The following is a 13,570-nucleotide window of genomic DNA, read 5'->3' as shown; positions in this document are numbered from 1 at the left end:
GATTATCTATTAAAAAAGATGCCCGGAAGTACTTCCCGGGCATCTCTTACTACAATTAAAATCTGGATTTAGCTGGTTTCTTCATCGGCGCTTTATTCATCAAATAGGAGATGAATGTATCATCCACCAGATGAGGATTGGACGAGTTCAACAATACCGCAAGATTCTTTGCATCGTCGAGTGCTCTGTGAGCGTTATGCACTTGAATTCGGTGCGCTCTCAGCAATTGTTGCAGTTTACCATTCTCAAAGCCGTAATTTTTCCATTTGATTTGTCGAACGGAGCAATACCAATCCATGTCGAGCGTTTCAGGCAATAGTCGACTGACGAATCCCCTATCAAATGATGCGTTATGTGCTACTATACCATCTGCTTGATCTAGTATTTTCAGGATTCTATCCATATCCAGCGACTTTCCTCTTACCATTTGATCGGTAATGCCTGTGAGATTCGTAATGGTCGAAGAGATCGAATAGAACGGTTCTTGAAACTCGCAATACTCATCAGCCACCCAAACAATACGATTATTATCATACTCTCCAAGCATCACGCCTAACTCGATTACTTCACTCGCCTCGGCACTCATACCTGTCGTCTCCACGTCAATAAACGCTATATGTTTTGTCATGTAAAAACTCCTTTTACACTCTATTTACATTATATCTACATATAATTATGATCATTTCTATCCTTTTAGTATATCAGGATTTCCATACTATATGTTCAATTTAAACTGCCATCAATTTTGTAAACGCGTAGTAATTTCATAAGTTGCCACACAATTCAACGTGCTGTATACTAGGATTGCTTACATAATTGTCCGTACGGGTGCTTGAGAGAATCAGGCTGAGATAGCAGATTAATCCACTGCTGACCGTTAATCTGATCTGGGTAATGCCAGCGTAGAGAGCGTGATCGATGGAATTATACAGGAATCTCTTTCCTTCCTCGGCCGTCTGCTCTTCAGACGGCTTTTTTGTATAAAAAATAAGAGGGAGTGGAAGAGTTTGAAAAAGTTAAAGTTTACCGATTTATTGATCACCATCATGATCGGTGTGGTGTTTGGAGTGTTAATGAAGTTTTGGGATGATTTATACACGGTCGTCAAACCGATCATGCCTGTTGCGCGTCAACTGCTTTACGGTATGTGGTTTATGGTAGGGCCATTTGCATTTTTATTATTGCGAAAGCCAGGTACTGCATTCATCGCAAGTATAGCAGGAGCTTCATTGTCTGCGTTTGCTGGTCATGGTATTGAAGTATTGATGTATGGATTTGCACAGGGTCTTGCTGCAGAATTACTGTTTGCTGCATTCCGTTATAAACGCTATTCCATTATGATCGCTGGGTTAGCAGGTATCGCTTCATGTCTTGCAAGTTTCGGACTCGATTTAATTTATGGGTACGCAGCACTCGAAACATGGGCACTCATTGTAAAATACGGACTACGTGCTATTAGCGCGTTCATCTTCACAGGTATTTTCGCTGTATTTATTGTAAGAGCGCTAGAAGCTACAGGCGTGACATCGTTAATTCGACCTGTTGATAAGAAAGAATATACATTGCTTGATCAGTAAACGCGGAGGAATGATCCAACTATGAATAACATCAGCGTTAGCGATTTACGATTAAAGTTTCCAGGAGAAGATGGTTTGCTCTTTAAAGACCTCTCCTTCTCTGTTAGGCCTGGTGAAAAAGTTCTCATGCTCGGCCCTAGTGGTTCCGGGAAATCTACTTTACTCCAAGTATTAAGCGGCATTATACCAAACTCTATCGAACTGCCAATGAAAGCAACAGACATTCAGTTGCCTAACTCATGGGGATTCGTTTTCCAAGACCCGGATACACAGTTCTGTATGACCTATGTCGATGAAGAACTCGCATTCGTTTTAGAGAATCTTCAAGTTCCGCGTGAAGAAATGGCACTTCTTATTGAAGAGGTATTGAAACGTGTAGACTTGCATTTGAAAGACCCTCATATGTCCATCAATGAAATGTCGCAAGGTATGAAGCAGCGGTTAGCATTAGCTTCTGTATTATTACTGGAACCTGACGTGCTTTTTTTGGATGAACCCTCTGCCTTACTGGATCCAGAAGGCACGCAACAAATTTGGTCTTCTATTAAAGAAGCAACCGCTGATAAAACCGTAATTATCGTGGAACATAAAATTGATTTGATTGCTGACTGGGTTGATCGCGTAGTGTTGTTTAATGATCATGGGGTTATGATCGCAGACGAGTCACCTGCAGAGATTTTCGCAAACTTCCAGGAAGAACTGAAACGCTACGGTATTTGGTATCCAGGTGTATGGGAAGAATATAAAACTTCCCAAGAATTTCTATCGATGATGAGAATTCGTCAAGCAGTTACATCCGAAGAAAAAATTCAGATTCAAGACTTTCACGGCTATCGTGGTCAAGTGGAGAAGATTTCTGCCAAACAGGCGACCGTACAGGCTGGTGACTGGATTACGATTGTTGGAGAAAATGGTTCTGGTAAAAGCACATTGCTTCTATCTCTCATGCAATTACTTCGCACTGACGGTGTCTATGAAGTAAACGGTGTACCGGTTGTGTGGAAAAAGAAGAAACGACAACTTCCGAAAGGTCTGTCGCTCGTCTTTCAAAACCCCGAACTGCAATTTGTGACGAACTCGATTACGGAAGAGTTAACCGTATCTTTGTACGGTATGCAAAAAACAGATGCCAATCGTTATGCGAAGCAATTGATACATTTATTTAACTTACCTGATTCTGTTTCACGCCACCCTTATCAGCTATCGACGGGTCAAAAGCGGCGTTTGAGTGTAGCAACTGCTCTTACTCCTGATACAGATATCTTGTTACTTGATGAGCCTACTTTCGGGCAGGATGCACGAAACACCTTCGCCATCCTTGAGAAGCTAGAACAGTTACGCACTGAAGGCATGACCATTTTGATGGTTACGCATGATACGGAAATTGTAGAGAACTTTGCCACAGCTGTTTGGACTGTAGTGGACGGCGTACTGCATACGGCTAATGTAGCAGGAGGTGCAAAGAATGTTCAATTGGTTCACACCTAAACGCAAGACCTGGTTATTCCGGGTCAATCCCGCGCTAAAATTCATTGTATTTTTTGCGTTCTTGATTATTACGCTTGTGAATCAAAGTTTGCCTTTTGCTATCTCACAAGCAGTTTTATACGGAATATTGTTTTATGTATTTAGCGGCTATTCACTGAAGAAGCTTTCTTTACTTTCAATTCCGTTAGTCATTTCTTTCCTGTCCACTGGGTTGACGATGTTGTTGTTCGGTAAGGGTGAAGCGGTGTTATGGCAATGGGGATTATTTAAGATTTCCGAAGAGAGCATTCAACATGCGCTGTTGCTCGGAAGTAAGTCCCTTTCATTCGGATTCGTCGGCTTTACGTTTATCTTAACGATCCAACCCGTACTATTCTTTTATGCTATGATGCAGCAGTTTCGTCTGCCGTCCAAATATGCGTATAGTTTCATTGCAGCTTTTCGTTTAATTCCTGCTGTCACTGAAGAACTACAAATTCGCAGGAACGCGTTGAAAGTACGGAATATCCAGTTTTCAAAAGGGATTAAAGGGTTGTATGAGCGATTGCAGTCCTATACCGTTCCTCTATTTGCCCAAAGTATACGTCGCGCACAACGCATTGCAGTTGCGATGGAAGCGAAGCAATATCAGATGGGGGCTGCGAGGACGTATTATTATCCTACACGGTATAATGCAATAGATAGGGTGTTTTTACTTGTCATGATAGGTAGTTTATGTTCAGCCTTTTTACTATCAGTTTATCGATAATTAACACAAAAAGTATGTAACCACATTAAAAGAGAGCACAGATCTAGTTCAGATCTGTGCTCTCTTTTTCATTACACCCGCTGATGATCTGCTCTCCAAGACTTTACAAATTTCTTAATTTCATCAGGTGATAGTTCTTCAACCACTGCTCGATTCGCAAGCTCCACGTACTCTTCATCTGAAGCAAATCTCAATGCAATCAATTGTGACTTCGTCAATCTTGTATCTAAACGGTTGCCCGTCAACATAAAGTAACGAAGCTGTTCCTCAGTGACGATCAATCGATCTTGCAAAGACAACGCATAAATACGTGCAAGCATACCTGGAATAATAGCGAGAACGATAATAGCGAATAATAGCAGAATCTGCATTGAAAAACCATGCTTTACGAATTGATAAATTCCATAGATCGCTGTTGTCAAAAGCAATACAAAGCTTAGTGGCAGCCAAATATAGTGTTGCAATGGTGTTACACGTGTATGATTTTCATACGACTGTTCTTTCATTCTTGTCACCCCTTATATACCGCTAGGGGTATTATATCTTATTTAGTGCAAGATGTGTGCGTAATTGCTCTTCATTAGGACAGTTTTCAATGAATTACGGAGCCTACCTGTCGTATTAACCTAACACAAAAACTGCCATAGCTATCTTAACGATATGCTATGGCAGTTTTGCTTTATATTATTTAATTATCGTGACAGAGCTGTTCACATGTTTGATTACTTTTTGACTGACGCTACCCATAACTAAATTTTTAAGTAATCTTAAACCACGACTACTAAGGATGAGATGATCAATTTCATTAGTGTTTACATGCTTAATGATTTGCTGATGCGGATTTCCTTGAAGTACTGTAACTTCCGCTACTATTCCCTTATCCTTTACTAACTTCAATGCAGATTGTAACTTCTTCTTTTGATGCTTATCAAGACTGTTAGGACTTTGTTTTAATAATCGCTCATCTTCTTTATTGAAGTCAATTACATGGATCAATTCCAGTTTCGCCCCAGAAAATTGTTGCATTAACATAATCGCATAATCTGTTGCCCGTAATGAATTATCTGAGCCATCTACCGCCACAGCAATCTTCATGATAAAACCTCCTAAAACTACTTTCTTCAATTTTATAATTGAGATCTTCTTTCAGCTTCTGTCACCGACATAACATTCCATTCTCATGTTCTATACCCTTTTCATGGATCTTGTAGTCCAGTACTAAATATCTGTTCTAACAATCCAAAACCATTCTACCAATTACTTAACAAAAATCCAACTATCTGCTTCTCATAAAACAACAAATCCTATATAAATTAAAATCGCCATAAAAGTCTAGTACACCAGACTATATGACGACTTCATTTATTTGACGATGGTTACTGGACAATTTGCTTGCTCCATTACACTGCGACTTACACTACCAAGCGCCACTTCTTGCATGATGTTCATTCCACGGCTACCAAGTACTAATTGCTCAACATTTTCCGTCTGCAAATGGTTAATAATTTCTTGATCCGGATTCCCTCGCAACAGCGTGATAGTTGTTCATCTTCCACTTTGTTATAGTCGGTTACAGAAATCACTTCAAGCTCGGCGTCTTGCCTATTCCCTAAAAGCGTCAGCGCATATTTCGCTGCACGAAAAGCATGTTCTGAACCATCTATAGCTACAGCAATTTTCATACTAACAGCCCCTCCTAGTATTTAGAATACTTATTATTGGTGGTATATACCAGAACGCTAGAGTATTCAGTGTTCCAACTGCTCTTCTTATCCGATTAATATGAAACCGCAAAGAACTAACACATCTATAAAAAACGTTAATTCATAGTATATGAATTAACGTTTTACATGATTTAAAATTAAATTATGCGAGCAATAAGCGGTTGGCGAGCAATCTGCCTCGAACCATAATACCAGCCCATGCTGCAAGAAAAGCTTTGATGAAGCCCCCGATTAAAAACGGAACAAAGCCTGCCATGATAGCAGCTGTCCAAGAAAGTTCCGCGATAAACTTTAGCCATACTGTACCAAACGCCAACGCAACGAACATTCCAAGTATATTGGCGATAATCGCATTGGGTAGTTTGAAACTTGTCCGCTCCATATAATAACCCGTAATGAATGCGGTTGGAATAAAGCCAATCAAAAATCCGCCTGTCGGTCCAAAGATTACGCCTAATCCCGAAGACATACCTGAGAATACTGGCATTCCTACCGCTCCCAGCGCTAAATATACTAATACAGAGATCGTTCCATAACGTGAACCTAAAATAGTTGCCGCTAAACCGACTGCAAGTGTTTGTCCTGTGATCGGAACTAGTGGAAGTGGAATTGTTAGCTGAGCCATAATGCCGATAATGGCTGCGAATAAAGCGGTTACAATCATCATTTTTAATTTATTTCTCGAGTCCATCATTTCTCTAATCCCCTTTGAGTAAACCATTATCCAAGTAGTGTTGACATTGATTTTATAGTATATAAATAGTTGTGTCAATCCTATATGACAGTTTGTTTACTCAAAGAGCACATTAAAAATGCAGTAGCTATTTAGTAATTACTCCGGTAGAAGTCTACTATCGTATAGTATATTTGTGAATTCACTTCAATTTCCGTAGAAACCTTAATTCAGTATACGCTTCACCATATTTTGAAGGTCTTCGAAATATCAAAATGCATAAACTCTACAAGAGAGTTTATCCTCCAATTCTCCAGTTATTTTTTCAACCCATGTAAAAATAAGTATGTGATCTCTTCGGCCAGTTCATCTGGTGTATGAGAGCCTGGCCAAAGTTTAGTGATCGCTAGGTATTCAATCGCTCCAACTAGGGCTGCAGCGACCACGCCGAAATTTACATTAGTATGAAAGTAACCAAGTCTTGCTTCTTCCGTAAGATTATTTTCTATTTGTGCTGTCATTTGCGCTTTAATAGTAGTTGCTTCTTCCGAAACTACGAAACCAATCCGGGCAACTTCTTCATTTTGCTGGAAGAGTTCAAAAACAGCCCGTAATCCATAAGCGATTCGCTCGGATACTCCTTCTTCTGCCACATCTGCAGGAAGTTTGCTTTGTGCTACATGATGATATAATTTTTCTTTAAATACATCGACTAATTCCTGGAATACAGCTTCTTTGCTTTTAAAATATAAGTAGAACGTTGGCTGTGTGACATTTGCTTCTTTCACGATTTCACTAATCTTGGTTTTATGAAAACCATGTAGAGCAAATTGCATTGCCGAAATTTCTAAAAGTAATTTACGACTTTTTTCGCCATCTGCTCCTACTTGCCGTCCTCTTTTCTTCAGTTAAAACACTTCCAATCATAATATAAAAAATTATCAATAGATACATTAATTGTACAGTGAGATTCACAAAAAACCAAACAATACATTGAATTTTAAAAGCAATTAATCTATTTACTCAACCTCTATTTATGCAGTTTGAAATGTCTAAGGTATTAACTATTATCATTCCGTTCATAACATATTACTAGCTATAATTATTACTAATAAAAAAACGTTTCTTCTACGAACTATTTAATTAGGAATAACTACAACGATTAGTCTACTATTCTTTATTTCTCTTTACCTATTTAATAATCTGCCAAACATCTACCTAATTAAGTTGACTTTCTGCGAAATATATCGAATAATATTAAGTAAGCGCTTTCATGTTTATGCGTATAGTTGAATATATTATGTTAAGGAGGGAACTGTATGAAGTTGGCCAGAAATATTATTATTGCACTTATTGCTGGGGTAGTTGTTGGTTTAGTATTAAATATTTTCACGCCTGGTATTTTCACACAAGCTGACGCATTTCTATTTAAACCACTCGGTACCATCTTCTTGAATCTAATGAAGATGCTAGTTGTGCCCGTGGTATTCATTTCAATCGTCCTCGGAACGGTTGGAATTGGTGATCCAAAGAAATTAGGGAGAATTGGTGGCAAAACAATCGGGTTTTTCTTAATTACAACTGCTATTGCTTTGGTTATCGCAATATCTCTTGGTCTATTATTAAAGCCTGGTGAAGGTGGCAATTTCGAAACAGCTAATGCCACATATGAAGCACAAGAAGCACCACCTGTAGCAGACACGTTATTAGGCATTATTCCCACAAACCCGATTAGTGCTATGGCAGAAGGCAATATGCTTCAGATTATCTTCTTTGCAGCATTGGTTGGCTTTGGAATGGCGATGATGGGTAATAAGGTTGAAAGAGTGAAAGAGTTATTCGAGCAATTAAATGAACTTATTATGTATCTGATTACATTTGTTATGAAGTTTGCTCCATACGGGGCATTCGGTTTGATTGCATCCGCTGTAGGAAGTCAAGGTATGGATGCACTGAAAGTCATGGGGATGTACATGGGGGTCGTTCTCGGCGCGCTTCTAATCCATACGATTGTTGTCTATGGTGGATCGGTCGCATTCATTGGCAAGAGGAGTCCCATTTGGTTCTTCAAGAACTTCTTTCCTGCCCAAGTTGTCGCATTCAGTACGGCAAGCTCTGCCGCGACACTACCGATTTCAATGAAAACCGCTCAAGAGAAGTTAAAAGTACCCGAATCTATCAGTTCGTTCACTCAATCGCTTGGGGCCACAATTAATATGGATGGTACCGCGATCATGCAAGGGGCTGCTGTCATTTTCATTGCACAAGCTTATGGTATCGAATTAACTATTGGACAGTTACTCACTGTTGTTTTAACTGCAGTATTGGCTAGTATTGGAACAGCTGCTGTACCAGGTGCCGGCCTAATCATGCTAGCAATGGTTTTGACTTCAGTCGGTCTGCCAGTTGAAGGAATCGCACTCGTTCTCGGAGTTGATCGCCTACTTGATATGGTGCGCACAGCTGTCAACATTACTGGTGACGCTGCATGTGCCGTTGTCGTTGCGAAAACAGAAGGTGTGTTAGGCGAGCCAGATGTTGAAGAAATTCAAGGAAAAACGGAAATCGCATAATTTTCAATAATACCTGTACGGAAAACCATCGTGTTTACTAAACATGACCGCTTTCCGTGCAGGATTTTTTCATGTTGGAGACTTGATTCCCGCTCCGCATAGCGGGATGACAATGACTTCATCTTTAGAATTCGCATACTTTATATATCCAGCATAATTAATGGCTGAAGTGATTTCTACATAGAACCCTTTTGCTGCAAGCATTGCACGGGCTACTAAAATTTCATCTTCCGAAACAGTAATGAATGTACCTTTTGTCTCCCTAATGGCTTCTACTATTTGTTTGGATCTGGCTGGTGACGCAATGGCAATACCTTCCGCAAGAGTTCCTTCATTCACGACTGGCTTTCCTTTGAGATTTTGGCCTTCGAATGCTTTAGCAAGTGGTGCACAATTCTCGGCTTGAATAGCGATGATTTTCGGCATATGATCAATTTTCTCCGCCTCAAGTAACTCTCTAAACCCATAGTAGGCGCCTAATAATAAGGTGCCATTTCCTACTGGAATTAGTAAGGTATCAGGTGCTTTTCCCAATTGTTCATAGACTTCAAAAGCATACGTCTTTGTACCTTCGTAAAAAAATGGATTGTAGACATGGCTTGCATAATACACTTGCTCTTCTTCCACTGCAGTTTGAGCTGCAGTCGCCACATCTTCCCTTGTTCCTCTCACTGTTTTAATACTTGCGCCATGCGCTTCGATTTGCGCTATCTTTTTAGGCGATGTATCCGCACTCACATACACATCACAGTCTATTCCTGCTCTGGCACTGTATGCAGCGATGGCTGTTCCCGCGTTACCACTGCTATCTGCAATCACTTTTTTGGCCCCCAACCGTTTTGCCAGTGTCACAAGTACCGCTGCACCTCGATCTTTAAAAGATAATGTTGGCATCATAAAGTCTACTTTGATATAAGTGTTGGGCTCTAATTCATCTAATTGTAGTAAAGGTGTTTGACCTTCACCAAGTGTAATTGAACGCCAACCACTTAGATATTCTCCACCTACCATTGAAGAAGCATATCTCCAAATAGATCTTTGACTCGTCCAACTACTACAGGTTGTGTCCGATTCCGGCTGTAATAAATCTAGCAGACCGCCACATTCACACTTCCAGCGTCTTGCCTCAATAGGATAAACATTCTTACATTCCGAACAGCTATATAGTGTCATACTCGTGATCTCCTTTATGCAGTTATAATTTACTTATAAATAGGTTTTTATATATGTTTATTGGATAAACTGAATATATGGGAGGGAAGACATTGAATGTTATAATTGAATGGCTCTATAAATCAAAAAAAGAAACACAAACCGTTTTCAAGTCTGAGGAATTACCTGCAGAACAAGCGCTAAAAATTGCTGAGGACTTAGAAAAAACAGGTCGTACAAAGCAAATATCGTTCACAGATCAGTTCGATAGTTCCTGGACTGTTAAGGAATTAAAAGGTTATCTAAAAGGAATCGAGACAGAACCACATAATATCACGGTATATTTCGATGGAGGATTCAACTGGGACACAAAGTTGGCTGGTCTCGGTTGCGTACTCTATTATAATCAAAATGGTAAATCCTATAGACTCCGAAAAAACGCCACGGCTACACACTTATTCTCTAACAACGAAGCGGAATATGCAGCACTTCATCTGTGCTTGCAAGAACTTGAAACTCTAGGAGCGCATCACTTACCCATCGAGATTATGGGTGACTCACGAGTCGTCATTAATCATTTAAGCGAAGAATGGCCGGTTATTGAAGAAGAACTTTACAGTTGGGCGAATAAAGTGGAAGAAAAGATGGAGTCTTTAGGATTCCAGCCGCGGTATGAACTAATTTCCCGCAAGAAGAACAGCGAAGCAGATCGTCTAGCGACGCAGGCTTTGACGGGTGTGGAAATTACAGCGACCATTGAGAGAACATAAGAAGTTCAAGCGTAATTACTATTTATCCTATATACGCCCGGCACTCAATCAAGTTTAGATTCGTCTGGTGTATAGGGATACTTACTTGTTTCAAAAATCCTCGCTAAGTCTGTTTGGCAGAATTAACAAGGTTTAGAAATTTCTCACGCTTTTTTCATCTCATACATGGATGCATCTGCCCTCTGAATAAGCTCCTCAAAAGTCTTTCCATCATCCGGATAAACTGCCATTCCGATTGAAGCACTGACAGTGTTGACTAATTCCATGTCTAGATCGGATAATTTACTTCTTAAATTCCGAACATAGTCTGAAAGTGCATCCTCTTTAAGATCAAGAATGACATGCACAAATTCATCGCCACCCCATCGCACGACATAGTCCTCTTTTTTCGCACTGCTCGTGATAAGGTCTGCAACATATCGTAATAATTCATCACCTGTTTGATGACCGAATGTATCATTTATTTCCTTAAAATCATCAAGATCTATCAATACTACGCCGATCTTCTTTCCTTGACCACTATATTTGGAAATCCGTTTCCTAAATACTTTATCTATCGCACGTCGATTATACGCATTGGTTAGTGGATCTTTCTCTGCGTAAAACCTGGCTACGTCGTATTGCCTCCCACCTGTCCAGGCAACCAGCAAGAATATTCCTGTTAAAACAAAGAAACTCCTATCAAACAGATAGCCTAAATAGATATGATAATAGCCATAACGCAAGATATTGAACAATATAACAACACAAACAGCAACTACTCTGCCTCTATACCCCATACTATATCCCCATATCAAATTACACTTTTCTCCCATCTTATCACAGATGAAATGGACGAGAAAAGAAAATGGGTAATAGAAATTACACAAATAATATTACCCTAGTATTTCACAGTCTGAGTAACCCTCGAAATCCCCTTGCAGCATAATACGACTCTGCTCCATTGTGATACAAAAATACTTGATCGTATCGACGATCACAAAAAAGAGCACCGCCACGTTTCCTAATATCTTCCGGAGTCTGCACCCAGCTAGATGTTTTTCTATCAAACTCTCCAAACTGCTGAAGCCATCTGTATTGTTCTTCTGTCAATAATTCAATACCCATTTCATTAGCCATATCCAAGGCGTTATTTTCCGGCTTGTTCTTTTTTCTGGATTCCAAAGCCTTTAGATCATAGCAAACACTTCGGCGGCCCACAGGACTCTCTGCTGAACAATCAAAAAAGATGTATTGGCCTGTCGTTTCGTCATAATCTACCACGTCAGGCTCACCTCCCGTAACTTCCATTTCATTGAGGGTCCATAGCTTTTCTTCGTTCTCTATAAGCTTGTCATGTAACGAAGACCAGTCCATATTTGTGTGGCGATCCATATGACTAGCGAAACGGGATTGGAGTGTTTCGAGTATTTTTTCTTGTTGCTCTGCTGACAGCTTCTTATTTACATTTGTCATGTTTTATTCCTCCTAACTTATTCTAACGCTTTGGTTAATAAGTGTTAGTATGTTCACAATAAAATTTTATACCAGTAGTAGGACCCGTTTTCTCCACGTATCATACTTAATAAATTGTAATACTGCATGTGGTGTAAAGTAAATATACAACGAAAAAACAAAATTTCATATATCTCTTTGATTTTTCTGTGAATCAGCAGAATATATGTATAAATATGGTATAATTAAGGTAGATTAAGAAGCAGATTATTACCATGATATCGTTGTTACATCGAATTTAGGTGAAACTATCCTGATTTTCGGGAGGGGATTTGACAGATGAATGAATACATGAACATTCTAGTCGCGGTAGATGGTTCAAGTGAGGCAAAACTTGCTTTGCATAAATCCATTGAAATGGTAAAACTAGAAGAAAATGCGTGTTTGCACATTGTCAACATCATGGATATCTTTTCGATTGATGAAGATGATGCATCCTATCTAGAGCGAGAACAGCAGCGCATAGAGGATTTGCTCAATAGCTATAAAGCCATTGCCAAAGAAGAAGGTATTGACCATGTGGAAACACATATCAAACATGGCGATCCGAAAGTAAATATTTCCAAACAACTTGCCCATGAACTAGAAGCCGACATAATCATCTGTGGCGCTCAGGGTTTTAAAAATGCTGAACATTATTTTCTAGGCTCTGTCTCTGAGGCAATTGTTTTCACTGCTTCATGTGATGTATTAGTCGTTCGACGTAATATGTGATAATAAAATAATGCCTGTGTAACAGTAGACTACAAAATCTGCTGTTGCACAGGCATTATTTTATTTTTTATACACAATTTCCATTCCCTTTTGATCCAATAAATAGCGAAGACCTTCACGGAAATTCGTAAATGCCCGAATTTGATTAAAGTTCGATACATTGGATAAAATCAAGTTTTGAGCAAACTCCGGTGAAAATCCTACGAAAACTGTTTCTGTGCCCATCAATTGCAATACACTGACTAATTCATTGATTTTTTCACTCAATAGTTCGTATCCCATATTTTCTTCTACTGCCAAGGTACTGATATCGGTAAAATCAAAGACTACTGTCAGTATGTTGTTATCAGATATTCTTTGCACTATTTTTTCTTGGATATGCATAAAGCGTCCTACTGAAAGAGCGCCAGTTAGCGGAACTAAAATTGTTTCCGGTACAATAGAAGGAATAATTGGCGCTGATAAATCCTCTATGATCTTCTCATACTTTAATATTTGTTCTCTAAGTTCTATAATTTCTTGTGCTGAATTTGTTTCTTCATTCATATTAGACTCCCCTACCTTGCTCGTCATATTGTATATTCACTTATTTATAATTTCATTGATTAATTATACCATAAATTGATCATATGGGACTTATTCAGTTCGTTGTAAATC

Annotated in this window: 17 protein-coding genes and 1 riboswitch; of the genes, 6 read left to right on the top strand and 11 right to left on the bottom strand. The window is 39.3% G+C overall.

Features of this window, described 5'->3' with window-relative positions:
- Positions 1–55: 55 nt before the first annotated feature.
- Positions 56–628, bottom strand: coding sequence for an exonuclease domain-containing protein (locus CSV72_RS06605; RefSeq protein ID WP_099677696.1), 573 nt, complete (start codon positions 626–628; stop codon positions 56–58).
- Positions 629–814: 186 nt separating this feature from the next.
- A riboswitch (TPP riboswitch) is annotated at positions 815–926 on the top strand.
- An 81-nt stretch (positions 927–1,007) separates the two neighbouring features.
- On the opposite strand from CSV72_RS06605, the gene CSV72_RS06600 reads away from it, so the two are divergent.
- From CSV72_RS06600 to CSV72_RS06590, 3 genes are read left to right on the top strand one after another with little or no spacing between them, the layout of a single operon-like run.
- Positions 1,008–1,577, top strand: a complete 570-nt coding sequence (locus CSV72_RS06600) for an ECF transporter S component (RefSeq protein ID WP_255407589.1) — start codon at positions 1,008–1,010, stop codon at positions 1,575–1,577.
- Positions 1,578–1,598: 21 nt separating this feature from the next.
- Positions 1,599–3,065, top strand: coding sequence for an ABC transporter ATP-binding protein (locus tag CSV72_RS17220; RefSeq protein WP_099677695.1), 1,467 nt, complete (start codon positions 1,599–1,601; stop codon positions 3,063–3,065).
- Complete coding sequence (locus CSV72_RS06590) at positions 3,043–3,813, top strand: energy-coupling factor transporter transmembrane component T family protein (RefSeq protein WP_099677694.1); 771 nt, start codon at positions 3,043–3,045, stop codon at positions 3,811–3,813. Before CSV72_RS17220 ends, CSV72_RS06590 begins: the two co-directional genes overlap by 23 nt.
- A gap of 71 nt (positions 3,814–3,884) precedes the next feature.
- On the opposite strand, the gene CSV72_RS06585 is transcribed toward CSV72_RS06590, so the two are convergent.
- The 6 genes from CSV72_RS06585 to CSV72_RS06560 form a co-directional block, all read right to left on the bottom strand.
- Positions 3,885–4,319, bottom strand: coding sequence for a DUF6526 family protein (locus tag CSV72_RS06585; RefSeq protein ID WP_099677693.1), 435 nt, complete (start codon positions 4,317–4,319; stop codon positions 3,885–3,887).
- A gap of 178 nt (positions 4,320–4,497) precedes the next feature.
- Positions 4,498–4,908 (bottom strand): universal stress protein, encoded by a 411-nt coding sequence (locus tag CSV72_RS06580; protein WP_099677692.1) that lies wholly within the window; start codon positions 4,906–4,908, stop codon positions 4,498–4,500.
- Between the two features lie 267 nt (positions 4,909–5,175).
- On the bottom strand, positions 5,176–5,307 hold the full coding sequence (locus tag CSV72_RS17145; protein WP_255407588.1) for a universal stress protein: 132 nt from the start codon (positions 5,305–5,307) through the stop codon (positions 5,176–5,178).
- Positions 5,280–5,495 carry a universal stress protein gene (locus CSV72_RS06570; protein ID WP_099677690.1) on the bottom strand — a complete coding sequence of 72 codons (216 nt, stop codon included), beginning with the start codon at positions 5,493–5,495 and terminating at the stop codon, positions 5,280–5,282. The genes CSV72_RS17145 and CSV72_RS06570 overlap by 28 nt, the downstream gene beginning before the upstream one ends.
- 184 nt (positions 5,496–5,679) lie before the next feature.
- Entirely contained in the window at positions 5,680–6,231 is a 552-nt protein-coding gene (locus tag CSV72_RS06565; RefSeq protein WP_099677689.1) for a biotin transporter BioY, read from the bottom strand.
- 296 nt (positions 6,232–6,527) lie between these two features.
- The gene (locus CSV72_RS06560; protein ID WP_099677688.1) at positions 6,528–7,046 is read right to left on the bottom strand and encodes a TetR/AcrR family transcriptional regulator; all 519 of its coding nucleotides are present in this window, start codon (positions 7,044–7,046) and stop codon (positions 6,528–6,530) included.
- 483 nt (positions 7,047–7,529) lie between these two features.
- Here CSV72_RS06560 and CSV72_RS06555 point away from each other — a divergent pair, with 483 nt between their 5' ends.
- Positions 7,530–8,783: a dicarboxylate/amino acid:cation symporter gene (locus CSV72_RS06555; protein WP_099677687.1), complete on the top strand. Its 1,254-nt coding sequence runs from the start codon at positions 7,530–7,532 to the stop codon at positions 8,781–8,783.
- 69 nt (positions 8,784–8,852) lie between these two features.
- Here the strand turns inward: CSV72_RS06555 and CSV72_RS06550 are convergent, their stop codons facing one another.
- Positions 8,853–9,956, bottom strand: coding sequence for a threonine synthase (locus CSV72_RS06550; RefSeq protein WP_099677686.1), 1,104 nt, complete (start codon positions 9,954–9,956; stop codon positions 8,853–8,855).
- 92 nt (positions 9,957–10,048) lie between these two features.
- Between CSV72_RS06550 and CSV72_RS06545 the strand changes: the two genes are divergently transcribed.
- Positions 10,049–10,705: a reverse transcriptase-like protein gene (locus CSV72_RS06545; protein WP_099677685.1), complete on the top strand. Its 657-nt coding sequence runs from the start codon at positions 10,049–10,051 to the stop codon at positions 10,703–10,705.
- Between the two features lie 143 nt (positions 10,706–10,848).
- Here CSV72_RS06545 and CSV72_RS06540 read toward each other — a convergent pair whose 3' ends face one another.
- Positions 10,849–11,484 (bottom strand): GGDEF domain-containing protein, encoded by a 636-nt coding sequence (locus CSV72_RS06540; protein ID WP_158232166.1) that lies wholly within the window; start codon positions 11,482–11,484, stop codon positions 10,849–10,851.
- 109 nt (positions 11,485–11,593) lie between these two features.
- A complete protein-coding gene (locus CSV72_RS06535) occupies positions 11,594–12,160 on the bottom strand; it encodes a DUF4256 domain-containing protein (RefSeq protein ID WP_099677683.1) in 567 nt (188 codons plus the stop codon).
- Between the two features lie 318 nt (positions 12,161–12,478).
- Between CSV72_RS06535 and CSV72_RS06530 the strand changes: the two genes are divergently transcribed.
- Positions 12,479–12,913 (top strand): universal stress protein, encoded by a 435-nt coding sequence (locus CSV72_RS06530; RefSeq protein WP_099677682.1) that lies wholly within the window; start codon positions 12,479–12,481, stop codon positions 12,911–12,913.
- Positions 12,914–12,973: 60 nt separating this feature from the next.
- Here the strand turns inward: CSV72_RS06530 and CSV72_RS06525 are convergent, their stop codons facing one another.
- Complete coding sequence (locus CSV72_RS06525; protein ID WP_099677681.1) at positions 12,974–13,459, bottom strand: STAS domain-containing protein; 486 nt, start codon at positions 13,457–13,459, stop codon at positions 12,974–12,976.
- Positions 13,460–13,570 lie beyond the last annotated feature (111 nt).

Source organism: Sporosarcina sp. P20a, assembly GCF_002743175.1.
Taxonomy (GTDB): Bacteria; Bacillota; Bacilli; order Bacillales_A; family Planococcaceae; genus Sporosarcina.
This window is presented reverse-complemented; position numbering and strand designations above follow the sequence as displayed.